Origin of the sequence: Pontibacter korlensis (genome assembly GCF_000973725.1) — a bacterium.
In the GTDB taxonomy this organism is placed as follows: Bacteria; Bacteroidota; Bacteroidia; order Cytophagales; family Hymenobacteraceae; genus Pontibacter; species Pontibacter korlensis.
The window spans coordinates 1,684,825-1,711,599 of the sequence record NZ_CP009621.1; the positions used below are offsets into that span (position 1 = coordinate 1,684,825).

Below are 26,775 nucleotides of genomic sequence, written 5' to 3' on the forward strand. Positions count from 1 at the left end.
GCTTTACATCTTCTGATAAAATTTGTTACAGCCAAAGCCACAGATTGTTAGCAGCGGTCTGTTATACTGGCTCTACAGGCTACTAGAGCGGCTTTTGATAACTCCAATGTGTAGGTGGCGTATACAAAATCGATTAAAAGATCTATGCATAACTTAATAAAGTAAAACTATGAAAAAGATTATTTCAACAGGTATGTTGGCCGGTGCCTTTCTATTTGGTATCGTGTCATGTAACCAACAGCAGGGTGCGGTAGAAGAAGCACAGGAGGTGAACGAGCAGCAGGCTCAGAACACTGGTATGGAAGATCAAATGACGAATATCTCTGACTTCATGACTAAAGCTGCCAGCAACAGCATGTTGGAAGTAGAGGCAGGCCGCCTTGCTCAGGATAGAGCCCAGAACCAGCAGGTTAAGGAATATGGTAAAATGATGGTGGCTGACCACACCAAGGCAAATGAGCAAATGAAACAGCTGGCACAGCAGAAAAACGTTACACTGCCAGATAGCTTAGGCCAGGATCATAAGGATCAGCTGCAAAGCCTGCAGGATAAAAAAGGCAGGGAGTTCGATCAGGAATATATGGACTTGATGGTTAGCTCACACGAGGAGGCAGTTACTTTATTTGAAGATGCCTCTAATAACATACAAGACGCAGAGGTGAAAAGCTTTGCTACTACCACACTACCTAAGCTGCGAGAGCACCTGGATCGTGCGAACCAGATCGACAGCACGATGCAACAAAAACAGCAGTAACAATACGGCTTGCAAAGCAGGTTTTTATAAAGCATCTGCAAATCTTATCTTGCAGATGCTTTATACATTTTAACCTAAACTCATATGAGAAAGCATATACTAAACGTTTTCGCCCTTTTAGCTATGGCGCTTGCCACTGCCTGCGGCTCCGATGACAGCATTAACCAGGCTGCAGATCAAAGCGTGCAGCAGTTTGAGGAAGCAGGTGTACAGGAAGACATGAGAAATGATGCCCTCTTTGCGGCAGAGGCTGCAAGCGCTAGTATGCTGCAGGTGCAGTTAGGCGAAGCCGCCTCAAGTATGGCAGTTAGCCCTGAGGTACAGGGGTTGGCGCAGGAAATGGTACAAGCGCACCAGAATATACTCAACGACCTGCGTGATATGGCTAACCAAAGCAACTTTGTACTTCCATCTACCCTTGGTGATGCGCACCATAAGGTGTACCAGGAGGTAACAGATAAATCAGGCATCTCTTTCGACCTGACTTACCTGAAGCGCATCGTAGACCAGAATGAAAAGCTGATTGAGCGTTACGAGGATATGGTGAAGCACGGTAAAGTAATGGAGCTGAAGCAATATGCAAGTAAACAGCTGCCCCTGCTAAGGGAGCATCAGCAGGTACTGGAAAAGCTGCAGGACTCGATAGATAACCTGTAACAAAAAGCCCGCTACCATATTTTGGCAGCGGGCTTTTTGTTGTTTATGGATACTTAAGCCTTAGCCTCTTCCTCATTATTCTCACGGTAGTGGCTGGTTTTCAGCTCCTCCTTCAGGAAACGCGAAGTATAGCCTTTGCTAACAGCAGCTACTTCTTCTGGTGTGCCTGAAGCAACTATGGTACCGCCACCTTCACCACCTTCCGGGCCAATGTCAATAATATGGTCGGCTATTTTGATCAGGTCGAGGTTGTGCTCGATAATAAGTACAGTATTGCCTTTGTCCGTTAGCTTATGCAGTACCTCCGTTAGGTGCTCAATGTCCTGGAAGTGCAAGCCAGTTGTTGGCTCATCCAGGATATAAAGCGTCTTGCCGGTGTCTTTCTTCGATAGCTCTGTGGCCAGTTTCACGCGCTGCGCCTCGCCACCCGATAGAGTAGTAGCCTGTTGGCCAAGCGTAATGTAGCCCAAGCCTACCTCGTTCAAGGTTTGAATCTTGCGCAATATACGCGGCTGGCTTTCGAAGAACTCCACTGCCTGCTCTACGGTCATGTCCAGCACGTCAGTAATGCTCTTGCCCTTGAAGCGTACTTCCAGTGTTTCGCGGTTGTAGCGCTTGCCTTTACATACCTCACAAGGCACATATACATCCGGAAGGAAGTTCATCTCAATGGTACGCATACCGGCACCCTCGCAGGCTTCGCATCGGCCACCCTTCACGTTAAAGGAGAAGCGGCCTGGAGAGTAACCCCTGATCTTCGCCTCCGGTAGCTGCGCAAACAGCGTACGGATATCGGTAAACACGCCAGTATAAGTAGCAGGATTAGAGCGTGGTGTACGGCCAATCGGCGACTGATCCACCTCAATAACTTTGTCGATATGCTCCAGCCCCTCGATGCTCTTGTATGGGAGCGGCTCTCGCTTGGCTCTGAAGAAATGGGTGTTAAGTATAGGGTACAGTGTGTCGTGAATCAGCGATGACTTGCCGCTTCCTGATACACCAGTTACGCAGATCATCTTGCCTAATGGTAGTTCCAGCGTTACATTTTTCAGGTTATGGCCAGTGGCTCCGATAAGGCGCAATACCTCACCTGTGCCCGGTCGTTTTACACGTGGCACCTCAATGCCCCTGCGGTTGCTCAGAAACTCAGCCGTAGTGGTGCCGGCTTTCATCATGTCTTCCGGAGTGCCTGCCGTAACCACTTGCCCGCCGTGTATACCAGCTCCTGGGCCAATGTCCACCACGTAGTCAGACTGCAGGATCATGTCCTTGTCGTGCTCCACTACAATAATGGAATTACCCAAATCGCGCAGGTCTTTCAGGGCGTTTATCAGGCGTTCGTTATCGCGCTGGTGCAGGCCTATACTTGGCTCGTCCATAATGTAGAGTACCCCAACCAGCTGCGTACCAATCTGCGTGGCCAGGCGTATACGCTGGCTCTCACCACCCGACAATGTCTTTACAGGGCGGTGCAGGCTCAGGTAATCCAAGCCAACATCCAGCAGGAAGCCGATACGCTTGCGAATCTCTTTGAGCAGTTCACGGGCGATTACGTTCTGGCGCTCACTCATGCGCTCTTCCAGTCCCTCAAACCAAGCAGCCAGCTTATTAATATCCAGCACCGAAAGCTCGCCAATATTCTTGTTATCGATCTTAAAGTGCAGCGACTCTTTCTTAAGACGGTAGCCATTACACTCCGGACAAGTGCTTGTTTGTGTGAAGTCATCTACCCAAGAGCGTATGTTATCCGAGTCAGACTCCATCTGGTTTTTCAGGAAGTTGATGATGCCCTCAAACTCTACTATGTAGTTGCCCTTTTTGGTCTTTACCTCCAAGTCTTCTTCCAGACCATACAGTAACATATTCAGCACATCCTCTGGCAGGTCTTTTATTGGCGTAGCTACCGATACCTTAAAGTGCTTGAACAGTGCCTCAATCTGCTTAAAGATCCAGATATCGCGGTACTCGCCCAGTGGGGCAATACCGCCCCGGCGTATACTTAGCTCCTTGTCAGGGATAACCGACTCTTCTGTTATTTCCTGTATCTCGCCCAAACCATTACATACCGGGCAGGCGCCATAAGGAGAGTTGAACGAGAAGCTGTTAGGAGCCGGGTCATCATAGGCAATACCGGTGGCAGGATCCATGAGGTGGCGTGAGAAGAAGTGCGTCTTGTCAGCATCCGCATCAAGTATAAGTACAGTGCCTTTACCGTGGGTTAGTGCGTTCTGTATAGAGCCAGAGAGGCGGAAGCGATCCTCCTCCTTCACCACAACCTTGTCGATCACAATCTCGATATCGTGAATCTTATAGCGATCTACCTGCATTTTAGGAGCGATCTCTACCAGTTCACCATCTATACGTGCGCGTATAAAGCCCATCTTGCGGATCTGCTGGAACAGCTCGCGGTAATGGCCTTTTCGCCCTTTTACCACCGGTGCCAGCACCACTATGCGCTTGCCGTCGAAATGCTCCAGAATATGATTCACAATTTGGTCATCGCTCTGGCGCACCATTTTCTCGCCGGTTACATAGCTATACGCCTCTGCGGTACGAGCCCAAAGCAGACGCATAAAGTCGTAGATTTCGGTGATAGTACCCACCGTAGAGCGCGGGTTGCGGCTGGTGGTTTTCTGCTCAATAGAGATTACCGGCGACAGACCTTCAATCTTGTCTACCTCGGGGCGCTCCAGCCCACCCATAAACGAGCGGGCGTAGGCCGAGAATGTTTCCATGTAGCGGCGCTGTCCTTCGGCATAGATGGTATCAAAAGCCAAAGATGACTTGCCCGAGCCACTGATGCCAGTGAACACCACCAACTTGTAGCGCGGCAGCTTAATGGAAATATTCTTCAGGTTATGTTCGCGGGCACCATATACTTCTATCTGCTGTGCTTCCCCATTCTGAGGGAAAGCAGTAGCGGTGCCGGTTGTTTCTTGCGCTTGGTTAAAAGCCATTCAGGAATGCGTATTTTAAATAGCAAAGGTATAAAATTATCAGCGCTTTGCCGTTGCAGAACGCTAACCTATCTTAACAGAAATAAGCAGCAATAGGTTTAGGCTTAGCTGGTTTAAAGCAGTGGGCAAAATACCAGAAGTATAGCATGCAGTTACTGCCTGTCAGGCATAACCTTCTCCTGCTCTATCACCTCGGCGTGTACCTGGCTGGTAGGGGTATAAGCCTCTGTATGCTGCGACACCTCCCGTTTCTTTCTGGCAAACCTGTAGTAGCCGAAGGCCGCCACAGCCATACCAACCGGAATAAATGCAATGCCCACCCCTATGTAAAACGGGTCTTCTTCAAAAACCTTTATAAACGTGAGCCCAGCCAGCACCATAGCCATGGCTGTCCGCATGTAGGCAAGAAACGTGCGCTCGTTTGCAAGTTTAGTTCGCTCCATAGCCAAGCTATCCCGAATTTCAAGGTTCTGCTTTTCTTTGACCTTGAGGTCCTGCTTTATTTCCTTTCTTCTCTTCCTGCTTAATATTTTTCTGATACCCATGCACGGTTATACGCAATGTGCAGTAGGGGGATAAGAAGCAGCAGCATATACTTCAGGCTAACTACAGGTGAAAAAAACAAGCTGATGATGTGAGCTTTTTTTGATAAATCAGGATCTGTTTGTGATTTTATATAATAGAGCTATATTGCTATATAAGTAAAGCATCTCATATACAGAGTACTAGCAAGTATAGCTCTTTATACTGCAGGTGTTGCCATTGCAGAACTCCTCATGAACAGACTTTACCGTTTTGCTATACTTTGCTGGTGTCTCTGTATAGCCGTAGTACACGCACACGCACAGCAGAAATCAGAGCCAGTACTTGTTACTGCCACCTATTCGAATCAGCCTCTAAAGAACGTACTACTCGACCTGCAGGAGAAGCATGAGCTACGCATGTTTTACCTGGGGGAGTGGCTGGATGGTGTGCAGGTAACCCAAATTTTTCAGGAGGAGCCCCTGCCTTCGGTATTACGTAAAGTGCTGGCCACTGCGCAGCTCACCGCCATACTCTATGATCCTCAGACCGTGGTGCTGGTGCCCGGCTTAACTTCTGATGCAGACACAACCGAATCCCAAGGAGCCTTGGCAGGAGCTGCGGCCGCAAAGTCCGGCAACAACCGCATGGTTACCCTCAGCGGATACGTTATAGAAGCCAAAACAAGAGAGCCAAGTATAGGGGCCGCTGTGCTTATCGAGGAGTTGAAGAAAGGCACTGTAACGGATGGTAAGGGATACTTCGCCCTCACTGTGCCGGCAGGTAATTATACGCTCGAGGTAAGAGCCGTTGGCATGGTAGCAGACAAGCGCAGGCTACAGCTGCAGCAGAGCCGCATACTCAATGTGGAGCTTTTCGAAGTATCTAATCAACTACGAGAGGTAGAGGTATCTGCCGTGGCACCTGACCAGAATGTGGCAAGCCTGGAGATGGGTGTTGCCCGCCTCAACATAAAAGAAGTAAAAGCTATACCGGCCTTTCTGGGAGAGGTGGATGTGGTGCGAAGCGTGCTGGCCATGCCAGGCGTGACAACTGTAGGGGAGGGTGCCACTGGCTTTAACGTGCGCGGGGGCAGCGTAGATCAAAACCTGATTTTGCAGGACGAGGCACCTTTGTTTAACTCTTCTCATCTGTTCGGCTTCTTTTCAGTGTTCAATCCGGATATGGTAGAGGATGTGACACTTTACCGCGGCGGTATTCCTTCCCGTTTTGGTGGGCGGGTATCGTCGGTGCTGGATGTAAAAATGAAGGATGGTAGTAAAACAACGCCTATCGTGAGCGGGGGCATTGGCTTACTTTCCAGCAGGTTAATGGTAGAGGGGCCACTTGTGAAAGACAAGGCTTCTTTTGTGCTGGGTGGAAGAGGAGCTTACCCAGGCCTGATGATGCGGTATGTGCCAAACAAGTCTGTTAGAGACAGTGATGGCTACTTCTACGACCTCAATGCTAAGCTTAGCTATACGCTCAGCGAAAAAGACCAACTGATGGTATCGGGCTACTTTAGCCGCGATAGCTTTAGGTTTGGAGCTGATACAACCTATACCTGGGGCACAGCCACCGGCACCTTCAAGTGGGGCCACACTTTCAGTAATAAGCTGTTCTCCACAGTTACCGGCGTTATCGGAGATTATCAGTATGGAGTAAGTGCTGAGACGCCGCCGAACAACTTCACACTCGACTCCGACATCAAGTATAAACTGCTAAAAGCGGACTTCAACTATGAGCCTACTCCGCAGCATAAAATTGGCCTCGGCGCTTCTTCTACATTATATGATTTCAACTCTGGCGAATTGAAGCCTTCCTCTGAACAATCAAGCCTGCTGCACATAAAAATGCCGCATGAAAGGTCTTTGGAAACAGCTTTATACCTTGACCACGAATATATTTTGAGTTCTAAAGTATCGGCATCTTATGGCTTGCGCTACTCTTCCTATTTTAACCTGGGGCCGGGTAGTGTGTATGTGTACAATCCAGAGTTGCCAAGGCGTGAGTCTAGCATTACAGATACCTTGCATTACGGCAGCGGGAAGCTTATAAAGCAGTACCATTACCTGGAACCACGTGTATCTCTGCGTGTGGCACTGGGAGAAAACAGCTCCGTTAAACTTGGCTACAACCGTATGGTGCAGTACATCCACCTCATCTCCAATACCGCTGCCGCCTCTCCTGTAGACATCTGGAAAACCAGCAACCCTTACCTGAAACCGCAGGTGGGCGATCAGGTGGCGCTGGGCTTTTTCAAAAATATGCAAGACAATTCTGTGGAGTTATCTGCAGAAGGCTATTACAAAATGCTGCATAACCTGGTGGAGTATAAAGACGGTGCACGGTTGCTGTTGAACAGCACGCTGGATGCAGACCTTTTACCTGGCGATGGTAAAGCTTATGGGGTGGAGTTGATGGTGCGCCGCAAGGGCAAAAAGCTTACTGGCTGGGCCAGCTATACTTTCTCCCGATCGCTGCGCAAAGTTGATGGCCCTACACCAGAAGAGAAGATTAACAACGGAAGCTACTTTCCTGCTAACTACGACAAGCCGCATGATTTTACGATGATACTGAACCAGCAGCTGAGCCGCCTGATAAGCTTCTCTGCCAACTTCACCTACAGCACCGGTAGGCCAATCACATATCCTGAGTCTGTATCGATGGTGGGAGGCTTGCTTATGGTGAACTACAGCGACAGAAATCAGCACCGCATACCAGACTACCACCGCCTGGATGTGGCATTGACCATTGATGGCACCAATAAGCGAAACGTGAACAAGGTTAGCAGCTGGACCTTCTCGGTATATAACCTGTACGGGCGAAAAAATCCATACTCGGTATACTTTAAGCCTGCCTATGGCGGCACCATACCGCAGGCCTACAAGCTCTCGGTTATAGGCTCTGCCGTGCCAGCCATCACCTACAACTTTAAAATAACAAAATAATGCAGGAGAGAACAGAACATAAAAGCTGGCTTTGGGCCCTGTTGCTGATCTGTATGGGGCTACAGGCCTGTGTGGAGCCTTTCGAATTGAAAACCGGCACCGACAAACGGCTACTGGTAGTAGATGGCATGGTTACAAACCAAAACAGGCCCGACCTGAACAAGGTGAGGCTGTCGTGGTCGGAGCCATTTGATGGGGAGAGGCAGGTGGTGCTAAATGAGCCGGTAGTCGGAGCTACTGTTACATTAAGGGATAACCAGGGCAAAAGAATGCAGCTGTATGAGAGAGTGCGTGAAGGGGAGTACGTTCTGCAGGAGGATGATTTTCAGGTAGAGGTTGGTAAAGCTTATTCGATACACATTATACTACCAGATAGGCGGGAGTATGAGTCAAGGCCTGAACTGCTGAAGCCGGTGCCCCTTATCCAAAGTATAAACTATGAGTTTAAGGAGTTCGTGAATGTGGAGGAAAACAGTGCCGGAATGCTGGTGGAGAAACGGTCTGTAGGCTTTGAGGTAAAAGTGCAGGTACAGGACCCGGAAGAGGGAGGCAACTACTACCGCTGGGACACAGAGGGTGTTTTTGAGTATTTCTCAAGAGTGCCGGAAATAACGCCCCCGCCTCCAGGCATCTGCTGGGCAAATGTAGGGAGCATCAACACAAAAGCCGTTACCTCCAGCGACAGGCTGGTGAACGGACACCTGTTTGAGCATGCCGTTGTAGTTGTTCCTGGGGATATACCTACCAAGTATCGGGTAAAGGTGCGGCAATATTCACTAACAGCAGAGGCATATGAATTCTGGCGACTGTTCAATGAGCAGCAATCAAGTGTCGGTAGCATTTTCGACCCGCCTCCGGCAAAGATCAGGGGCAACTTATTTTGCACAACCAATCCAGAGGAGCAGGTAATAGGCTACTTCAGCGCGTCAGCACTCACAGAGGATGCTATCATGATACCGCGTCATCTTTATGCCCCTTTTCCGGGAGTGCCTTATGAGCTGCCCTTCGGAGATTGCCGTTACCTGTTCCTTTACCCTAACGTGACCGACCAAAGACCTGAAGGTTTTTAAATTCACTTGCCATTGATGGCTCATCGTGACTTTATTATGAGAACTACAAAACAATTGCTTATACTTCTGCTGGCGCCATTACTGAGTTATAATGTGCTAGGGCAGCAGGCACAGGTTGCCTCACCCGGTGCAGGGCAAGTGCAGATGCTGTTGTCTGATGAACAGGTGCGGTTGGTGCACAGCCAGCCATACTATGCAGCGGGCGAGCGGCTATGGTATAAGGCACACCTGAACAAAAGCTCCTCACAACCTCTAAGCAAAGCACTTTATGTTGAGCTGCTGAATGCGCAAGGGCAACTTATTGTAAGGCAGCGGCTGGTTATAGATGAAAGCATCGCTTCGGGGGATATACTGTTGCCCCAACATCTGCCTACCGGGCACTATACCCTGCTGGCTAGAACCAACTGGATGAAGAACTTCAGCAATAAGCAGCAGTACCGCGAGAAGTTGCTGATAGTAAATGCAGGAGAAGTGGTGGCGCTGAAAGATAAAGCTCCCTTCGAGGCGAGTCAAAAGCTAGCAGTACAGTTCTTTCCGGAGTCGAATAGCGTGGTGGCAGGAGTTCCGGCCAAGGTAGCGGCGGTGGTAACCAATGCTGCGGGTACAGGTATAGCTGCTACCGGCAGCATAGAAAATGAAGCCGGTGAAACCGTGGCATCTTTTCAGACTGATGATACCGGGATAGGTTTACTTGAGTTTCGGCCTGATCCGCAGGCACAGTACGAGGCACTGGTGCAAGCTGATGGTTACCTGGCGCAGCGTGCAGTACTGCCAAAGGCAAAGCAGCATGGACTTGCACTCTCTATGGAAGGTCAAAATGAGGACGAACTGCAAATCAAAGTAAACAATACCACGCCCTGGGCTCATACATTGGTGGCAGCTTCGGGCGGCAAAGTATACTTAGTAAATCAGGGAAAGGGAAGTGGTACGGTGACTGTGCCGCGGCAGGCAAAAGCTGGAGAGCCTGTGAGGCTTTTGTTGTTAAACCCGGGTGGCTTGGCAGAGGCAGAACGATTGGTGCTGCCACCACAGTCAGATGCAAGGGTTTCTGTGAGCACAGAGCAGCAGCAGTATGCCCCACGCCAACAAGTACAGGTAACCCTACAGGTACTGGATGGGCAGGGAGCACCACTTGCAGCGGATGTTGCTGTGTCTGTAGCCGCTTTTCAAACAGACTTTCATATGCCACTGGCAAAAAATCCATCCTTTTGGGCAGATACATTACCAGACAAACTAGCGCTTATACAGGCCGTCGATGAAGGGCTATGGAAAGGTCTGGTACTTGGAAAACTAGAGACAAAGTACCAGCTAGAGCAGTTGGTTGATGCCTTTGCACGCGATGGTGTGATGGAGCCAATGGTTGCTTCTAATTACAACGCACGAACCGATACCGCTTTTGTGCAGGCATTGCCACAGAGTGTGTTAAGCTACGCGCTACAGCATCATAATAGAGTTAGAATAAATGAAGTATATGGGCTTGCAGAGCCTCACGCTGTTGCGCCTATTCCTAAGTTGCCAGCCGATAAAGTTTTTAAGCTGGATGACTATGTTGCCTTCAACAGTGTAGAAGAGGCCATAAGAGAAGCAACCACTAACCTAAGGCTAAGCAAGAAAAAGGGGAAGTACGTCGCGCGCTTATTGTATGTAAGGCCGGGCGTGAAGAAGCTGATGAAAGGTGAGCCGATTTACCTGATAGATGGTGTGGTAGTGAACAGTATGGAGGAGATACTCAACCTCGACCTGAATGATATCGCATCTTTTGAACTAGCCTGGATGGAAGAAAAGCTATATGCCGGCAATCTGGGTCATGTAGCCGAAAATGGTATGCTGGCTGTGTACACTAAAAGTGGAGAAGCAAGAGAGCGGCTTAAAGAGAAAGGGTATGCTATGCTGTATGAGCAGTATAACCGCCCGAGCGCTTTTGTAGCTTCCCCGAATGCCGGTGCAGAGGCAGGTAGCCAAACGCTGACTCCCGATTTTAGAAAACTGGTATTTTGGGAGCCGCAGCTCAAGGTAGGTACCGATGGAAAAGCCTCTTTCTCATTTTACACTTCTGATGAGACAGGAATCTTCATTGTAAAAGTGCAAGGCCAAACAGCAGACGGCGTACCTGTAAGTGGTGAAGCAGACTTTGAAGTGAGGCTGGTAAAGTAAGAGTAAGAAGCAGCTGACAAACAGGCGACGCTCCTAAAAAGAAGAAGCCCGCTGCATACGTAGCGGGCTTCTTTAATAAGTATAAACTTCTTAGAAGTTTGGAGACAGCAGGTATTTGCTGTAAAAGTCGTCAATAATTTTCACGGCCTCAGAGGCATCGTCTACAATGTGTACCAGGTCAAGGTCTTCCGGGCTGATGTTGGTTTCCATATTCAGCATCACGTCCTCAATCCACTTGAACAGGCCTTCCCAATAAGAGCGACCCACCAGTACGATAGGGAATGCACCGATCTTCTTGGTCTGGATCAGGGTAATCGCTTCAAACAACTCATCTAGTGTGCCAAATCCACCAGGCATTACCACAAAGCCCTGTGCATACTTTACAAACATCACTTTGCGCACAAAGAAGTAGTCGAAGTTGATGAGCTTATCGGAGTCGATGTAGATGTTGTTGAACTGCTCGAATGGCAGCTGTATGTTCAGGCCTACTGACTTGCCGCCCTCGGAGTGAGCGCCTTTGTTGCCAGCCTCCATAATGCCTGGGCCACCGCCTGTGATTACGCCATAGCCATGGCGTACCAACTTAGCAGCGATCTCCTCGGCCATAATGTAGTACTTGTTGTCAGACTTGGTGCGGGCCGAGCCAAAGATAGACACGCATGGGCCAATCTTAGCTAGCTTCTCAAAGCCTTCTACGAACTCGGCCATTACTTTAAAGATTTGCCAAGAGTCCGCAATTTTAATTTCATTCCAGTCCTTATCTACAAAAGCCTGGCGAACTTTTATATCCTCTTCAGAGGCAGGAGGGGCCGTAGACTGGCCGCTCTCACGCAGATCCGATACCGATCTGGCTTTATTATCGTTTACATCCGGTTTCAGAATGGTTTGCCCGCTGCCAGAGTTTACTGTACTCTCGTGCAGCTGTGTTTTGCTCGTTTTTCTAAGCTTCGTCATAGTTATTTCTCGTCATCTTCTGCAGAGGCTGCTGCCCCTTATGCCTGAAAAACTCAGGCATGCATCAACACATATTTTTATAAAATTCGTCCGGACCTGCAGCACTTGTGAGGGAGAGAAACTGACAGGCCAAACACGTAAATGTATCTTTATTTTGATCGAATGGCAATTACAGGATCAAGATTTGAGGCCAGTACAGCAGGTATAATACCTGAAAGCATGCCGATAACGGCCGATACGCCGAGGCCAAGTATAATGTTGCCAACCGACAGCGTGATCTTCATCATGTCCTGCGGAATGAGCGTGAGCAGAAACACCAGTAAGATACCAATGCCACCACCTAACAAGCTCAGAAACACCGACTCAAACAGAAACTGGAAGAGTATAAAGTAGTTCTTTGCCCCCAATGACTTTTGTATGCCAATGATGTTTGTTCGCTCCTTAACAGACACGAACATGATGTTGGCAATGCCAAAGCCTCCTACAAGTATAGCAAAGCCGCCAATTACCCAGCCAGCCAAGCCTACCACATCGAAAAAGCTACCTATAGCTTCTGTAGCCATTTCAGGCCGGTTCATGGCAAAGTTGTCTTCGTCGCGGGGGCGCAGGCCACGTATGTTGCGCATCAGACCCTGCGTCTCATATTCTAATTCTAGTAACCCCGGGTCATCATCACGTCCTTTCAGAGCGATGGTAGAACCCATGCCATTAGGGCCAACATCATACATCTTCGAAAATGTACTATACGGAATCATACCCATCTGGTCCATGTTGGGCATCCCAAAGATATTCTCACCTTGCTTTTCTATTACTCCAATTACCGTAAATTTCTGACCTCCTACCTTCAGCGTTTGCCCTAGCGGGCTGCCATATGGAAACAGGGTTTTAGCTACTTCATCCCCGATTACAATTACATTACGGGCTGCATTAGATTCCTGGGGTGTAAAATAGCGCCCCTCGGTTATCGGTACCTCGCTTACTTTAGGGTAGTCGTAAGAGATACCCATCAGGTTACCATCAGAGTAGCTGTTGTTGGAGTGCTTAAAGGTGTTGCCGCCCTTGCTGGAGAAGATAGCCACGCCATTGCTGGTGGTTATGCGCCGCTCCAGCTGCCTGAACTCCCGCTCCGTAGGCTCTGGCCGCTGGAAATATTTCCACCACGGGTAACTGCCCCCGAAAGACCATGGCCACTTCTGCACGTAAATCACTTTTTCGCCGATAAAGCTCATGCTGTCGCGTACGTTGCGTTCCAGCGAGTCTACCAGAGTAAAAACCGAGATAATAGCGAAAATACCAATTGTCACCCCCAACAGCGACAGGATGGTGCGCAGGAGGTTAGCACGCAAGGCCTGCCACGCAAAGCGGAAGCTTTCTGCTATAAGCCGCAGGTAGATCATAATTTTCTTCTCGTGTCAGGTTAAACAGAAACGAAGTAATTTTATTAAAAGTAAGAATAATTCGGTCAAACTGAGTAAATTTGCGGCTTGATTTTTTGTTTTTTAGTAGACGGTTGTTTATGAACCCCTGCAGGATTTTCTGTTGTTGTTTAACCAGAGATACTGTACAAGTATAGGAACCAAATACCGTAATATTTGATATATGAAATTATCAGAATTTAAATTCGAGCTCCCTGAAAGCCATCTGGCCACACATCCAACTGAAAACCGCGACGAGTCGCGCATGATGGTGGTACACCGTGATACAGGTAAAATCGAGCACCGTATCTTTAAAGACATCCTGGAGTACTTCGACGAAGGCGACGTAATGGTGGTGAACGACACCAAAGTGTTTCCTGCGCGCCTTTATGGTAATAAGGAGAAGACAGGAGCTAAAATTGAGGTGTTCCTGCTGCGTGAGCTCAACAAAGACATTCACCTATGGGATGTGCTGGTAGATCCTGCCCGTAAAATCCGTGTGGGTAACAAGTTGTACTTTGGCGATAGCGACCTGGTTGCTGAAGTAATAGACAACACTACTTCCCGTGGCCGCACGATCAAATTTTTGTTTGATGGCACCGATGAGGAGTTCTACAAAACAATTAACGATTTAGGTGAGACTCCGCTTCCGAAGTATATCAAGCGCGAGGCTGAGCCAGAAGATCGTGAGCGTTACCAGACAGTGTATGCTCAGAATGTTGGTGCTGTGGCAGCCCCAACTGCAGGCCTGCACTTCACTAAAGAAGTTCTGAAGCGCCTTGAAATCAAAGGTGTGGACGTGGAGCCAATTACGCTGCACGTAGGTTTGGGTACTTTCCGTCCAGTGGATGTAGAAGACCTGACTAAGCACAAAATGGACTCTGAAAACTTTATGGTGCCTGCTGCTACGGCTGATCGTGTAAACAAAGCCTTGGATAGCAAGAAGCGTGTGTGTGCCATTGGTACGACTACCATGCGTGCACTGGAGTCTTCTGTATCGGCAAATAGCCGCCTGAAGGCAAACGAGGGCTGGACAGACCGTTTTATCTTCCCTCCGTACGATTTCAAGATTGCTAATGCGCTGCTTACTAACTTCCACATGCCAGAAAGCACACTGCTGATGATGGCTGCAGCATTTGGTGGTTATGACCTGATCATGAAAGCATATGAAGAAGCTGTAAAAGAGAAATATCGTTTCTTCAGCTACGGCGACGTAATGCTGATCCTGTAAGTATAAATTATTGCCAAAGTAAAAAGCCCCGGCCCGAAAGCCGGGGCTTTTTATTGGGACCTTTCAAATATGAGGTGTTGCGTTGCTGTAGCCAGTATACCACAACACCTCTAACTTTTTAACCTTCTAACTCTCTAACTTTCTAACTTTGCTCCATGACACAACTTCCTGAATACGCAATTATAGTGGCAGGCGGCAGCGGTAGCCGCATGCAGCACGACATCCCGAAGCAGTTTATAGAAGTAGCTGGGAAGCCAATTCTGATGCGTACCGTTGAGCAGTTTTACAAGTATAATCCGCAGATAAGGCTAGTAGTGGTACTACCACAGGAGCAGCAGAATACCTGGCGTAGCCTGTGTAAAAAGCATAATTTCAAGCTGTTCCACATGACCGTACCGGGCGGCAGAACAAGATTTGGTTCTGTTAAAAACGGACTGGATACTGTGCTGGGAGATGCCTTGGTGGCAGTGCATGATGGGGTACGCCCTTTTGTAGACGTGGCAACTATTAAAGATGCTTTTGAGACTGCAGCTAGCAATGGAAGTGCCGTAGTGGCCGTATCGCCAAAGGACTCTATTCGTGAGCTTACAGAGGAGGGAAGCAGGGCTGTGCCGCGTGCTAAGTATAAATTAGTGCAAACGCCCCAATGCTTTCAGGCAGGTGTGCTGCGCAAAGCCTATGAGCAACCAGAGCAGGAGCATTTTACCGACGATGCCTCTGTGGTAGAAAGTATAGGTGAACGTATAACTTTAGTGGAAGGCAGCTACCGTAATATCAAAATCACCACGCCCGAAGATCTTATACTTGCAGAAGCCTTTGCAAGCCAGGGCTTTTAGTCTTTTAGCAACGGTACCACCAGCTTCTGCTAATTATAATACTGGGTGGCGGCCAGCCTCCAGAAAAGTAAGGTTCTCCTGCACAGTCTGCGACGAGATAGGTTCGAGTACAGGAGCAGGTTTTGAGAGGTTCAGCAGGTATCCCTGCATGTGGGTTAGGTTCTGAAGGTCGTGGGTAATGCAAAGAACAGTTTTTCCGCTTTGTTGCACCCAGTTCTGCAGTAGCGCGAATACCTGATTCTTATAGTAGATATCCAGTTGCTGGGTAGGCTCATCTAGCAAATTGATACCGGCATCTTGCAGCATGAGCTGAGCCAGCCATACCAGCTGTTGCTCTCCGCCAGAGAGCGTGGTAAAATCATGGTCTATCAGGTGGGAAAGCTGTAGCTGCTCTAGTGTCTGAGCTGCCAAGGTATAGTCTTCTGCGCTGTAGTTTTCAAAAAACCGCTTCTTACGAAAAAGCCCCATTACTATCAGGTCGTGCACCTTTATGGGGAAGTTGATAACGTTCTTTTGGGGGAGGTAAGCAATAAGACCTTTTCCAGAGGGGTTGGAAAGGTGTCGCAGGTTTTGGCCCTGCACCAGGAGTTGCCCCTGATAATCTATTTTTCCCTGAAAGGCTCGGAAAAGCGTAGTCTTACCAGCACCATTATGACCGATAACGGCAATAAAGGCAGGGGAGGGTATTGAAAAGGAAAGGTTGCGGATAAGGACTCTTTGGCCATAACCCGCAACCAAGTTTTTTGCTTCGACGATCGACTTCAATGAATATAGATGAATGAGTAGTGGATAAAGTTAGGATTTAAGACCCCAGCAAGCAATTACCCGCAGCCCACTCAGCTATTCATTATTAGTACTCGTCCTCGTTAAACATGAAATCCTCTTTGGTAGGATAGTCAGGCCAGATTTCCTCGATGTTCTCATAAGGCTGTCCGTCGTCCTCCAGGGCCTGCAGGTTTTCTACAACCTCCATAGGGGCTCCAGAACGGATAGAAAAGTCAATCAGCTCATCTTTAGTGGCTGGCCAGGGTGCATCCTCCAGATACGAAGCTAATTCAAGTGTCCAGTACATAATATTTTCTCCTTTAACTTATTGGCTTGTGTAAAATTGTTCGCAAAAGTATAAAAAAAAACATGAACAAAAATTTTCGCTAAAAATTAATTGCTTTTTTGTCTGTTTTTAACAACACAACGCAAATAAAACACAAATGTTCAAAAAGTAGAAAATAAATTTTAACCTCTTTTTGCCTTAAATAACATAAGATGTAAGTGGATGTGCTTAACCGGCCTTTTAAAAGAAAAAGCGCCTGCTGCAGGTGCAGAAAGCACTTTTTCATATTTAGTACTTGATTATGAGGCTTATCTGGAAATGGCACTCAGCTGGCTCTGGAACATTTCGATCAGCGCACTCTTAGTACCAATCTTACGATTGAAGTTGCGGATCTTGCCTTTCAGCATATTACGGAAGGCATCATTGCTCGGTGAGTCATTTAGCTTACCAAGGTTTGTCTCCAGTACTTCCAATTCACTTCTGTCCGACTTAATGAAGTCTCTCAGCGCATTTATGCGGGCCTGCAGACTATCAGTCTCAGAGAAGGTTTCGTTGCTTGCCTGCTGGCGCTTACGGATGTAATGCTCCAAACTGCTCAGTTCGAATACCCGGTCGCAAGCTTTTATAAAGCGCTCCCAAATAGCGTCTGAAACATCAGGGCGCACAGGTCCGACCTTTTTCCACTCAGCCTGCAATTCTTTGGCACGCTTCACGGCATCGTTCAGGCTTAGTTCCTGTAACAGTTGCTCTGCCTCTACTGCTAACTCCTGCTTGCGCTCATAATTCTGCTCATAGAACTGATCTCTTGAAGCATTCTTCTCCTTCTGTATCTTGCGCTTTAGACGCTCAAAGAAATGGTTGTGCGCTTTACGGAAAGTATTCCAAAGGTTGGTCATGGTTTTGCGTGGCAGGTTACCTCCCACGTCTTTCCACTCGTTCTGCAGCTGCTTCAGCTTAGCGGTAGTTTCTTCCCATTCCTCAGAGTTCTGCAAAGCAAAAGACTGGTTAATGAGCTCACGGTACCGCTCGTAGGCGCGGTTCTGCATGCGCTTCTTGTCTTCAAAGAAGTTCTTCTTGCGCTCAAAGAATTTTTCAACCGCATTACGGAAGCGCTCTTCTATCTCATCGGTTAGCTCTTTCTCTACAGGGCCTGTCTTAATCCAGGCCGTACGCAGGTCTTTCAGCTTTTCGCTTGTTTCCTTCCAGTCAATGCTTTCGCTATGCGCCTCTGCCTCCTTTATCAGCTCTATCTTGATGTTGAGATTTTTCTCCCGGTTCTGCTTAATCGTCTCGTTGATCTCCTCCTCTGCCTTGCTCAGGGTATGGAAGATTTGCTCGAAATCACCAAGAGCATCGTAGTTGCCTACCTGCTCTTTCATGTGCAGTACTTTCATCAGGAAAGAGCCTTTATTATCAGACGTCTCGATGCGCTGCAAGAGGTTATTTACCTTTTCGCTGAACATCTCGAATCGCTTGGCAAAATACACCAGCGAATCATCCTCCGACTCTTTCACTTCGCCAACCTGCCTAGCAGGATAGTTCATAAAGGGCTTTAGCCACACCTGCTGGTCTTGAATAAAACCATACTGTTTGGCTACTTCCAATAGGTTGTTGTTTTCCATTTTACTGGATTGGGTTTTGCTTCGTACGTAATAAGATGAGTAAGGCATCAGGGGTAAACTAACCTTTGCATACGCAGGCATGTCTGCAGCGTTTGCCATACCAGTAATTAACCGGCGGGGCAATCAGAAAGCCAGGTGCTAAAATCAGTAAGTGCATACCTTACCCATACAGTTTTTACAAGTTTAATGATTTCGGCGCACTTTTGTGAAGTGCAAAGACATGATTTTTTGCGATATTTGTAATTCCTTACGATAATAATAATCAAGCGGATAGATAAGCAGCGACTCATACCTGCAGGAGGTGTGGGTGAGGTGATACTACTGCTTCAGATATATAGTAGAAACACATTACAAGGATATAGAGCATGAGCAACGAAACCATTATTTTTTCGATGGCCGGGGTGAGTAAGATCTACCCTCCAAAGAAACAAGTACTTAAGAATATCTACCTCTCCTTCTTTTACGGAGCCAAAATCGGCGTTTTAGGTCTTAACGGTTCTGGTAAGTCCAGCTTACTTAAGATCATTGCAGGCGTGGACAAAGAGTTTCAGGGAGAAGTAGTGTGGTCACCGGGCTATACGGTGGGTTACCTGGAGCAGGAGCCACAGCTGGACCCAACCAAAACAGTGCGCGAAGTGGTAGAGGAAGGTGTGAGCGAAGTGGTAGGTCTGTTGAAAGAGTTCGATGAGATCAACATGAAGTTCGCTGAGGAGATGACCGACGATGAGATGAACAAGCTCATTGAGCGTCAGGGTGAAGTACAGGAGCGCCTGGACCAGCTGAACGCCTGGGAACTGGACAACCGCCTGGAGCGCGCCATGGATGCCCTGCGTACCCCGCCAGAAGATGCTATTATCGGCAACTTATCGGGTGGTGAGAAACGCCGCGTAGCCCTTTGCCGTCTGCTACTGCAGGAGCCGGACGTGCTGCTGCTGGACGAGCCTACCAACCACTTGGATGCTGAGTCGGTAGATTGGCTAGAGCAGCACTTGCAGCAGTATAAAGGTACCGTAATCGCCGTAACACACGACCGTTACTTCCTGGATAACGTAGCCGGCTGGATTCTGGAACTGGATCGTGGAGAAGGTATTCCGTGGAAAGGTAACTACAGCAGCTGGCTGGAGCAGAAGGCTAGCCGCCTGGCCCAGGAGGAAAAATCAGAGAGCAAGCGCCAGAAAACCTTGCAGCGTGAATTGGAGTGGGTGCGTATGGCACCTAAAGCCCGTCATGCCAAGTCTAAAGCCCGTATCAGCCAGTATGATAAACTTGCCAGTGAAGAGGCAAACAGCAAAGAAGAGAAACTGGAGCTGTTTATACCTGACGGACCTCGTCTTGGAGCACAGGTAATTGAGGTAAACAATGTGAGCAAGGCCTACGGCGATAAGCTATTGTTCGAGAACCTGAGCTTTGCATTGCCGCAGGGTGGTATTGTGGGTATCATCGGTCCGAATGGTGCCGGTAAGACTACATTGTTCAAGCTGATTACCGGACAGGAGAAACCAGATGCAGGTGACTTTACAGTAGGTTCAACGGTGCAAATATCCTACGTAGACCAGGAGCACGCCCAGCTGGACCCGAACAAGTCTGTATTCGAAGTAATATCTGGAGGTACAGAGCACATGATCATGGCTGGCCGCCAGGTGGTGTCCCGCGCCTACGTGAGCAAGTTTAACTTCTCAGGAGGTGATCAGGAGAAGAAAGTAGAGAAGCTATCTGGTGGAGAGCGTAACCGCGTGCACCTGGCCATGACTTTGAAAGAAGGCGGTAACCTGTTGCTGCTCGACGAACCTACTAACGACCTGGACGTAAACGCGATCCGTGCCCTGGAAGACGCACTGGAGAACTTTGCAGGCTGCGCCGTAATTATTTCCCACGACCGTTGGTTCCTGGACCGTATCTGTACACACATTCTTGCTTTCGAGGGTGACTCGCAGGTGTACTGGTTCGAGGGTAACTACTCTGAGTATGAGGAGAACAAGAAGAAGCGCATGGGCGATGTAGAGCCGAAGCGTATCCGCTATAAGAAGCTTGTGTAACAAGTATAAACAGAAGTCAAAAAAGGGATTATCTTTGAAGGTAATCCCTTTTTTATTTCATTAGAAATTCTTCCGGAGAGGGCATGATACAATACCTGAAGCACACGCAGATAAACAAAAACAAGTGGGATACCTGTATAACGGCATCTGCCGATAACATGGTGTATGCTTTGTCGTGGTTCCTGGATGTGGTGGCACCGGAGTGGCAGGCCTTGGTAGAGGAGAAGGAGGGTAATTATGTAACGGTAATGCCGTTGCCGGGTATTATTAAGATGGGTTTCCCGTACCTGGGTCAGCCTTTTCATACGCATCAACTGGGCATCTTCACCACACCGCAAAGCAGTAGTGGGATCAGAGGGAAGATGCTGGAGATGGCTGTAAAGCGTTATAAGTTTATTTACAACTATCGCTTTAATACTGGTGATACAGCACATTTGGAGAAGCTGCAGGATCAGTATGAGCTGGTAGCTCGTTACACCCGCTATCTGAAGCTGGACAAGCCTTATCCAGAGCTGTACAAAGCCTACACCCGCGACCGCAAAATGAATCTGAAGCGGGCAAAGCGAGCGAACCTTCGTATGTTCGAAAGTGACGACATAGAGCCGCTTATCCAGCATTTTAAGGTGCACATTGAACACAAAGTAGTAGGTGGAGTGTCTGAAAGTACATACCAGATGCTGCGCGACCTGTTCCGGGTGATGAAAGAGAAAGGCACAGCACAATTAATCTACACAACAGCTGGCGACGAAGTGAATGCCGGATGTTTGTTCTTCAAGTATAACAACGTCATCAGCTATGCCTTCAACTCAGCGGATAGTGAGGGGCGCGTAACTAATGGCCGCACGATGGTGTTGGATGAGATCATCCGGCAATATGCGGGCACTGATTACACTCTTGATTTTGAAAGCCCCATGATTGAGCAAATAGAGCACTTCTACGCTAGCTTCGGTGCTCATAGGGTAAAATACTTTGCCTTGCGCCATAATGCGCTGCCGTTTTACGTGAAACTCATCCGCAACATCCGGATGAAAGTATACCGCACGTTCTTCTCATCGGGTGTGGCTGAGGAAGTATAAATCTATCTGGCGTGCCGCAGCTACTTAAACATAAGCAGATAAATAAAACTGCCTGGGACACCTGCATAGAGGGCTCTGCCCAAAAGCAGGTGTATGCTTTATCCTGGTACTTGGATATTGTGTCGCCGGAGTGGCAGGCAGTGGTGGAAGAAGATAACGGAACTTACACCTGTGTGATGCCGCTGCCAGTGCGGCAGAAGTTCGGGATATTTTACTTGCAGCAACCGCTCTTTTGCCAGCAGCTAGGCATTTACGCTGTACAGGAGCCTAGGGCAGAGGTTGTGGAAGCCTTTCTAGCTGTTGTTCAGCAGCACTTTAACTATACTTCTGGCTACACCTTTTGTACTGCCAATACGCAGTCTCTTCAACATGTAGTGCGGCAAGAGGAGGTGCAGGTCTTGTATACCCATTACCTACCGCTGCAGTACTCTTACGATCAGCTGTGGAAAGGTTACAACCGCGATCGTAAATATAATCTAAACAAAGCCCGCCGCGAAAGCCTGAGCCTTGTGCAGAGCCAGGATATAGAACCGCTCATCCACTTGTTCAGGCAGAATATAGAGCATAAGGTGTATGGTGGTGTAGACCAGTCGGCCTACACAACACTGCGGCAGTTGTACACAGCTTGTGTGGAAAAGGGGAAAGCTGAATTGGTTTATACTGTGTCAGAAGATGGAAGTATAGCGGCAGGCGGGCTGTTCGTGTACTATGGCGGTTACATCATTTATCTCTTCAATGCTGCCGATGCCAAAGGTAGAAAGAGCAATGGCCGAACCCTTATCCTCGACGATATCATCCGGCGCAACGCTGGCACCCGTCAGATACTGGATTTTGAGAGCCCAATGATTGAGAATATTGCTGGCTTTTACCACAGCTTTGGGTCTATGCCAGTGCCTTTTTATGAGTGGCGTTACAATCGGCTGCCCCTGCCTTTCAGGTTGCTCAAGCAGGTGCGGCAGGAGGTGCTGCTTACCTTCCAACGAAGGCAGCAGCAGTAGAAGCCGTCACCAAATACTATATTTTATTTTCTGAGTAGAGGTGCTGTTTTTGTCCTATAATTAGTAGAAAATCAGAAGGTTAAAGCTTAACATTTAAATGTAGTAGCGCGTATACATAATAAAGACAAGATTCTAAAAGAGCTTTATTATGTGAAATTTTTACTGTTATTACTATGAAAAATGTTTACAAAAAACAGGAGTCTCTAGCTTACCTTATAATCGCTGCATACTTTGCAGTGGCTGGTACAGTTGCTATGCTGGTAAGCTACTAATAAACGCACCACTGAATGAGAAAAAGGCCGTACGAGAGTACGGCCTTTTATATTTATAGCCAAGTTGTAGTTGCTGCTACTTTACTTTCTCAAAATCAAGCTCACTGAAGTGGAAATCCGGGTTATTGGCATCCAATCGTAACTGGCTTATGGCTCCGTCTTCCCCGGTAATAAAGCGTGCATTGGTCGGGGTGAGTAGAGCGAAATCGTTTTTCCAATCAAGGTTAAAGATATCGTGTTGCCAGAAGCTCAGCGTGCCGCTAAGTGCTGGAGCTGGCTCCAGTTGCAGGTGTAGCTTACCGTCCTTCAGCGAAACTACCACATTGCCATACAGTTTGCTGTTGTATGTACCAGTGTAATCGGTGAGGGCACGGATAGGCTTGTTCTTCTTCTTTTTCTCTTTAGGGGCTTTGGCAGCTGCCTCAGCTTCTGCCTGCTTGGCTTTGGCCATGTTGTCGAGGTAAAACTGGCTCCAGTCGCGTTCGTTCTTTACACCTAGAATCTGGTCAACAGTATAGTTGCCTAGTGGTGTCATGATGCTGCTCATGCTGTTAGTTAATATTACCACCCCCAAGTTCTCTTCCGGTACCAGCACAGTGCGACTGTTCATGCCTTCGTGGCCGCCGCCATGGTAAACCAGCTTGCGTCCCTCATAGTCACTGACAAACCAACCCAAGCCAGCGCCCACAAAGTGAGTGGAGGGGTTAGCCTCCTCTGCCTGCTTCGAAACCGGAAATGGGTTGTGCATGGTCCACATGTTGCGGCTCGACGCTTCACTGAAGATTTCCTTGCCTTTATACTTACCGTGGTTCAGCTGCAGGCGCATCCACTGGGCTTGCTGGTTTACACTGGTAAAAATACCTGCCGCTGGGTTCCAGTTGTCCCAGGCAGTAAGGGTGGTGGCTTTAGGTTTTTTATTATCGTCGAAGCCGTGTGGTGAGGCTACGTTTTGCACGCCCTTCAGGTCGTTTACAGAAGTGTAGGAGCGGCTCATGCCTAGCGGCTGGAAGAAAGTCTCCTGAATGTAGTTCTCCCATGTTTTGCCGGTTACCTGCTCAATTACCTCACCCGCTGTAATAAACATCAGGTTAGAGTAGCCATAGCCATTGCGGAATCCATACACCGGCTCCAGGTAACGCATGCGCTGGATGATCTCAGGGCGGCTATAAGTAGTGTTGTACCACAGCAAATCTCCGCTAAAGGTCTGGAAGCCTATACGGTGGCATAGTAAGTCTTCTATCGTTAGGTTTTCTGTTACGAAAGGATCATAGAGCTGTAGGTAGGGCACATATTTTTTCACCTTATCTGTCCATTTTATCTTGCCAGCGTCTACCAGAGTGGCCAAAGCGGCGGCAGTGTAAGCTTTAGAGTTAGAGGCAATGCCAAAGACTGTGTTAGCATCTACCTGACCTCCCTTTTTGTTGTCGAGTACACCATAACCTTTTGCGAAGATAACAGAGTCGTTTTTCACAATGGCAATAGCCATACCCGGTACATCCCAATCTTTCAGGGCCTTTTGGTAGTAGGCGTCTAATTTCTGAAGGTTAGCTGCTGTACTTTGCTGGGCTTGAGCGGTAGGTAGTACTAAGAGCGCTACAAGCAGCAGCATGAGGCGAAGCCAAGTATGGCTAGCGCGTATAGTATGCGAAGTGTTCATGAAAGTTATATTGCTGATAATGCAGCAATATATGGAATTTTAAAGTGGCACTGAAAAGAACCCGGAGGGAGCTGCTACGGAACCGGTACAGGCATGTAAGGTTGACGTTATATGTCTTCTTCGCGGGGTATATGAGTCCCCTGTTCATACTCCTGCTTCTCCATCTCCAGGCGTTGTTGCTCTTCTGCAGTGAGGTTGCCAAGCCTGCGTGGGTCAGGTTGTCCGGCATCCACCCAGACGGTGTACCAGTAGCTGGCAGCCAAACGCATTTGTCGTTCTACTTGCCCGTTGAGACGTCTGCTGTAAGCTTCAGAGAAAGCACGGGAGTATACGCGGGTAGTCACGTTGTTGCGCAGTTCAAAGCCATACTTCTTCTCCTCGTCAAACTCTTGCGTTAGCTGTCGCTCGAAGTATAAAACAGAGTCCAGAGCTGTGTGGGCAGAGGCCACTAAGTCCCAGGCTTTCAGCTGCGGCTGCTCCAGGTAAATAGCCCGGCCTACAAAAAAGTCATAGTTGTCGGAGAACAGCTCAGGCAAGCGTGTTTCCCAAAAGGCATGGATGCCCCGCTGCCCGGTAAGCTGGCCGTTATAGTTCTGGGTAGTGTGCAGCGGTACACAGGCATCGGCTACATAATGGCCCAACTCGGTGCTCAGGCGCAGTATGCGATCAGCATTACGCTATTTAAAGGCTTGTGTCAGCTGGTGCTTCATCCGGTTAATGTGCCAGGGCACAATGCCATAAGCTTGCAGGGTGTCTTCGCCATATTATTCTATAGCCTGTTGCCAATACCGTGGCATAGTGTAAAGGGCGCTGTCGCGAGGTCTATGTAATGCCTCGGCGCTTCGCCCTCCACAGCGTAGCGGCGCCGGTCAGGGTTCACAGCATTTTCGGTGATGTAGCGGATATGCTTTTTGTAGAAGCCAACCATTTCTGGCGGCAGGGCAAATACAGCCAACCTGTTGATGCGCTGATGCGCGAAAAATCCCCAGGTATGGCCGTTAAGCGGTAACAGCAAAATTAGCAGCAGAAGTATAGCTTTGCACCTGATCGCCATACTTGCGGTGTACGCAGACAAGCCTTTAGAGATACTGAGGTATATCTCTAAAGGCTTGTTCTAGGATTGTAATAAATATTTAATTAGGTTAAATAGAAGCGCTTGATACTATGATGTCCAGATCAGGAGCCACTCTTCTGCGGCTTGCTCATCATTGAAGGACCTCAGGTTAAAGTATTCTCTAAAAAGGGGGTAAAGCGATTGGAAAGACCGCTGTCCATAAATGCCTGGCGATAGCACATGTGCATAATAACGCAGCCCCAACTCTTTAGCCTGTGGTGCCCATTTGTACACTAACCAGCTTATAGCTGAATCCCAGGGGCCTATTAATTCTTTGTTGCTACTCAAAATTCCCAGGCACGGCTTTTCCTGGAGCATGGAGAGGATATGGTTACCTCCCATTACAATGGTTTCCTGAGATTGTATGCCTATCCAGCTAACATACAGAAAACTATTATCAGGAGCCCTTCTGGCTTCAAAGAAGACATCTCCATTTCCTTTCCTGAGTTCCTTATAATCTATTAACTGAGATACGTCCACTTTATCAAATAACCTCTGTCTCCCTCTTCTGGAGCTGTTGTTCTAAACTCTTAATTCAAGCTTGTGTACGGCTATGCGTACAAAAAGCTTTTCATTGCTGCAACTGTCTCTTCTGGAGCGCTTAGGTTAGGGCAGTGGCCCGTTGCCTCCAAAACTCTAAGCTTGCTGCTAGGTATTTGCTTGCTAGTGTACTCCCCAACAGAAACAGGGGCAATGGCATCCTCAGAACACTGTAGAATAAGAGTGTCAACCTTTACATGAGGTAAGTCCTGACGACAGTCAGATAAGAAAGTGAGGTGGGCAAAGTCTCTGGCAACTTTCTGGTTGCTTTTACAGAAGCTTTGAGCTAGTTCTTGGCCTAGTTCTGGTCTGTCAGTGTTGCCCATAATAACAGGGGCAATGGTATTAGACCAACCGAGGTAGTCGCTTTCGAGAGAATTAAGTAAGCCATGGATGTCTTCTCTTTCAAAACCGCCTATATAATCTCCATCGTTTATAAAGCTTGGAGAGGGGCTAATTAAGACCAGCTTAGCAAAACGCTTTGGTTCCATGTTAGCAGCCAGTACTCCGATCATGGCACTTACTGAGTGGCCTACAAAAACAACATCTTGCAGTTCCAGTTCTTCGCATATCTCCAGGATGTCTGCGGCATACGCTTTTAAAGAAGAGTACTGCTCTTTTGTGTAAGTGGTTGTATCAGAGCTGCCAAATCCAATATGGTCGAAAAGAATGATTTTATAATCATCCTGAAAGGCAGGTGTTATGTAGCGCCACATGTTCTGATCACAGCCGTAGCCGTGTGCAAACAGCATAGGTTTTTCTCCTTTTCCAGTAACTGTTACGTTGTTCCGTTTTAGGGCATTCATATCATTAAGGGTTAAGGTTAAGCTGTATTACTGACTGTCAGATAACTTCTTTGGTGCTAAGTTAGCCATGAAAAGTGGGAATTATAATTTATGTTGTCTTTT

General features: G+C 48.1%; 20 protein-coding genes and 1 pseudogene. 10 read left to right on the forward strand and 11 right to left on the reverse strand.

What is annotated here, in order from left to right; translation table 11 throughout:
- Positions 1-169: 169 nt before the first annotated feature.
- Positions 170-754 carry a DUF4142 domain-containing protein gene (locus tag PKOR_RS07170; RefSeq protein ID WP_046309964.1) on the forward strand — a complete coding sequence of 195 codons (585 nt, stop codon included), beginning with the start codon at positions 170-172 and terminating at the stop codon, positions 752-754.
- Between the two features lie 84 nt (positions 755-838).
- Entirely contained in the window at positions 839-1,411 is a 573-nt protein-coding gene (locus PKOR_RS07175; RefSeq protein WP_046309965.1) for a DUF4142 domain-containing protein, read from the forward strand.
- 53 nt (positions 1,412-1,464) lie between these two features.
- Here the strand turns inward: PKOR_RS07175 and uvrA are convergent, their stop codons facing one another.
- Entirely contained in the window at positions 1,465-4,368 is a 2,904-nt protein-coding gene (gene uvrA, locus PKOR_RS07180; protein ID WP_046309967.1) for an excinuclease ABC subunit UvrA, read from the reverse strand.
- A 152-nt stretch (positions 4,369-4,520) separates the two neighbouring features.
- A complete protein-coding gene (locus tag PKOR_RS07185; RefSeq protein WP_052738755.1) occupies positions 4,521-4,913 on the reverse strand; it encodes a DUF202 domain-containing protein in 393 nt (130 codons plus the stop codon).
- Between the two features lie 231 nt (positions 4,914-5,144).
- Between PKOR_RS07185 and PKOR_RS07190 the strand changes: the two genes are divergently transcribed.
- From PKOR_RS07190 to PKOR_RS07200, 3 genes are read left to right on the forward strand one after another with little or no spacing between them, the layout of a single operon-like run.
- Positions 5,145-7,841 (forward strand): TonB-dependent receptor, encoded by a 2,697-nt coding sequence (locus tag PKOR_RS07190; protein ID WP_046309969.1) that lies wholly within the window; start codon positions 5,145-5,147, stop codon positions 7,839-7,841.
- Positions 7,841-8,911 carry a DUF4249 domain-containing protein gene (locus PKOR_RS07195; protein WP_046309971.1) on the forward strand — a complete coding sequence of 357 codons (1,071 nt, stop codon included), beginning with the start codon at positions 7,841-7,843 and terminating at the stop codon, positions 8,909-8,911. Before PKOR_RS07190 ends, PKOR_RS07195 begins: the two co-directional genes overlap by 1 nt.
- A 36-nt stretch (positions 8,912-8,947) precedes the next feature.
- Positions 8,948-11,065, forward strand: coding sequence for a hypothetical protein (locus PKOR_RS07200; protein WP_235337312.1), 2,118 nt, complete (start codon positions 8,948-8,950; stop codon positions 11,063-11,065).
- Positions 11,066-11,155: 90 nt separating this feature from the next.
- On the opposite strand, the gene PKOR_RS07205 is transcribed toward PKOR_RS07200, so the two are convergent.
- Both PKOR_RS07205 and PKOR_RS07210 read right to left on the reverse strand, forming a co-directional pair.
- Positions 11,156-12,019, reverse strand: coding sequence for an LOG family protein (locus PKOR_RS07205; protein WP_084694741.1), 864 nt, complete (start codon positions 12,017-12,019; stop codon positions 11,156-11,158).
- A 149-nt stretch (positions 12,020-12,168) separates the two neighbouring features.
- Positions 12,169-13,416 carry an ABC transporter permease gene (locus tag PKOR_RS07210; protein ID WP_046309973.1) on the reverse strand — a complete coding sequence of 416 codons (1,248 nt, stop codon included), beginning with the start codon at positions 13,414-13,416 and terminating at the stop codon, positions 12,169-12,171.
- Between the two features lie 202 nt (positions 13,417-13,618).
- Here PKOR_RS07210 and queA point away from each other — a divergent pair, with 202 nt between their 5' ends.
- Together queA and PKOR_RS07220 are read left to right on the forward strand one after the other, a co-directional pair.
- Positions 13,619-14,665 (forward strand): tRNA preQ1(34) S-adenosylmethionine ribosyltransferase-isomerase QueA, encoded by a 1,047-nt coding sequence (gene queA / locus PKOR_RS07215; protein ID WP_046309974.1) that lies wholly within the window; start codon positions 13,619-13,621, stop codon positions 14,663-14,665.
- A 155-nt stretch (positions 14,666-14,820) separates the two neighbouring features.
- Entirely contained in the window at positions 14,821-15,501 is a 681-nt protein-coding gene (locus PKOR_RS07220) for a 2-C-methyl-D-erythritol 4-phosphate cytidylyltransferase (RefSeq protein WP_046309975.1), read from the forward strand.
- A 33-nt stretch (positions 15,502-15,534) separates the two neighbouring features.
- On the opposite strand, the gene PKOR_RS07225 is transcribed toward PKOR_RS07220, so the two are convergent.
- The 3 genes from PKOR_RS07225 to PKOR_RS07235 all read right to left on the reverse strand — a co-directional run bounded on the left by PKOR_RS07225 (position 15,535) and on the right by PKOR_RS07235 (position 18,174).
- Positions 15,535-16,266 carry an ABC transporter ATP-binding protein gene (locus PKOR_RS07225; RefSeq protein ID WP_046309976.1) on the reverse strand — a complete coding sequence of 244 codons (732 nt, stop codon included), beginning with the start codon at positions 16,264-16,266 and terminating at the stop codon, positions 15,535-15,537.
- A gap of 85 nt (positions 16,267-16,351) precedes the next feature.
- Positions 16,352-16,573 carry a DUF2795 domain-containing protein gene (locus PKOR_RS07230; RefSeq protein WP_025608825.1) on the reverse strand — a complete coding sequence of 74 codons (222 nt, stop codon included), beginning with the start codon at positions 16,571-16,573 and terminating at the stop codon, positions 16,352-16,354.
- A 287-nt stretch (positions 16,574-16,860) separates the two neighbouring features.
- Positions 16,861-18,174 (reverse strand): DUF349 domain-containing protein, encoded by a 1,314-nt coding sequence (locus PKOR_RS07235; RefSeq protein WP_046309977.1) that lies wholly within the window; start codon positions 18,172-18,174, stop codon positions 16,861-16,863.
- Positions 18,175-18,539: 365 nt separating this feature from the next.
- On the opposite strand from PKOR_RS07235, the gene ettA reads away from it, so the two are divergent.
- The 3 genes from ettA to PKOR_RS07250 all read left to right on the forward strand — a co-directional run bounded on the left by ettA (position 18,540) and on the right by PKOR_RS07250 (position 22,284).
- A complete protein-coding gene (gene ettA, locus PKOR_RS07240) occupies positions 18,540-20,210 on the forward strand; it encodes an energy-dependent translational throttle protein EttA (RefSeq protein WP_046309978.1) in 1,671 nt (556 codons plus the stop codon).
- A gap of 83 nt (positions 20,211-20,293) precedes the next feature.
- Complete coding sequence (locus tag PKOR_RS07245; protein ID WP_046309979.1) at positions 20,294-21,286, forward strand: GNAT family N-acetyltransferase; 993 nt, start codon at positions 20,294-20,296, stop codon at positions 21,284-21,286.
- 11 nt (positions 21,287-21,297) lie between these two features.
- Positions 21,298-22,284: a GNAT family N-acetyltransferase gene (locus PKOR_RS07250; protein WP_084694742.1), complete on the forward strand. Its 987-nt coding sequence runs from the start codon at positions 21,298-21,300 to the stop codon at positions 22,282-22,284.
- A gap of 348 nt (positions 22,285-22,632) precedes the next feature.
- Here PKOR_RS07250 and PKOR_RS07255 read toward each other — a convergent pair whose 3' ends face one another.
- The 4 genes and pseudogenes from PKOR_RS07255 to PKOR_RS07270 all read right to left on the reverse strand — a co-directional run bounded on the left by PKOR_RS07255 (position 22,633) and on the right by PKOR_RS07270 (position 26,673).
- A complete protein-coding gene (locus tag PKOR_RS07255; protein WP_046309980.1) occupies positions 22,633-24,213 on the reverse strand; it encodes a serine hydrolase in 1,581 nt (526 codons plus the stop codon).
- Positions 24,214-24,320: 107 nt separating this feature from the next.
- A pseudogene (locus PKOR_RS07260) lies at positions 24,321-25,267 on the reverse strand (zinc dependent phospholipase C family protein).
- Between the two features lie 108 nt (positions 25,268-25,375).
- Positions 25,376-25,807, reverse strand: a complete 432-nt coding sequence (locus PKOR_RS23405; RefSeq protein WP_052738756.1) for a hypothetical protein — start codon at positions 25,805-25,807, stop codon at positions 25,376-25,378.
- A 71-nt stretch (positions 25,808-25,878) separates the two neighbouring features.
- Positions 25,879-26,673, reverse strand: coding sequence for an alpha/beta fold hydrolase (locus tag PKOR_RS07270; RefSeq protein WP_046309981.1), 795 nt, complete (start codon positions 26,671-26,673; stop codon positions 25,879-25,881).
- Positions 26,674-26,775 lie beyond the last annotated feature (102 nt).

Excerpts from the sequence above, each read along its gene's own strand:
- PKOR_RS07170 (WP_046309964.1), top strand. The coding sequence starts at position 170 with ATGAAAAAGATTATTTCAACAGGTATGTTGGCCGGTGCCTTTCTATTT.
- PKOR_RS07175 (WP_046309965.1), top strand. The coding sequence starts at position 839 with ATGAGAAAGCATATACTAAACGTTTTCGCCCTTTTAGCTATGGCGCTT.
- uvrA (WP_046309967.1), bottom strand. The coding sequence starts at position 4,368 with ATGGCTTTTAACCAAGCGCAAGAAACAACCGGCACCGCTACTGCTTTC.
- PKOR_RS07185 (WP_052738755.1), bottom strand. The coding sequence starts at position 4,913 with ATGGGTATCAGAAAAATATTAAGCAGGAAGAGAAGAAAGGAAATAAAG.
- PKOR_RS07190 (WP_046309969.1), top strand. The coding sequence starts at position 5,145 with ATGAACAGACTTTACCGTTTTGCTATACTTTGCTGGTGTCTCTGTATA.
- PKOR_RS07195 (WP_046309971.1), top strand. The coding sequence starts at position 7,841 with ATGCAGGAGAGAACAGAACATAAAAGCTGGCTTTGGGCCCTGTTGCTG.
- PKOR_RS07200 (WP_235337312.1), top strand. The coding sequence starts at position 8,948 with ATGAGAACTACAAAACAATTGCTTATACTTCTGCTGGCGCCATTACTG.
- PKOR_RS07205 (WP_084694741.1), bottom strand. The coding sequence starts at position 12,019 with ATGACGAAGCTTAGAAAAACGAGCAAAACACAGCTGCACGAGAGTACA.
- PKOR_RS07210 (WP_046309973.1), bottom strand. The coding sequence starts at position 13,416 with ATGATCTACCTGCGGCTTATAGCAGAAAGCTTCCGCTTTGCGTGGCAG.
- queA (WP_046309974.1), top strand. The coding sequence starts at position 13,619 with ATGAAATTATCAGAATTTAAATTCGAGCTCCCTGAAAGCCATCTGGCC.
- PKOR_RS07220 (WP_046309975.1), top strand. The coding sequence starts at position 14,821 with ATGACACAACTTCCTGAATACGCAATTATAGTGGCAGGCGGCAGCGGT.
- PKOR_RS07230 (WP_025608825.1), bottom strand. The coding sequence starts at position 16,573 with ATGTACTGGACACTTGAATTAGCTTCGTATCTGGAGGATGCACCCTGG.
- PKOR_RS07235 (WP_046309977.1), bottom strand. The coding sequence starts at position 18,174 with ATGGAAAACAACAACCTATTGGAAGTAGCCAAACAGTATGGTTTTATT.
- ettA (WP_046309978.1), top strand. The coding sequence starts at position 18,540 with ATGAGCAACGAAACCATTATTTTTTCGATGGCCGGGGTGAGTAAGATC.
- PKOR_RS07245 (WP_046309979.1), top strand. The coding sequence starts at position 20,294 with ATGATACAATACCTGAAGCACACGCAGATAAACAAAAACAAGTGGGAT.
- PKOR_RS07255 (WP_046309980.1), bottom strand. The coding sequence starts at position 24,213 with ATGAACACTTCGCATACTATACGCGCTAGCCATACTTGGCTTCGCCTC.
- PKOR_RS07270 (WP_046309981.1), bottom strand. The coding sequence starts at position 26,673 with ATGAATGCCCTAAAACGGAACAACGTAACAGTTACTGGAAAAGGAGAA.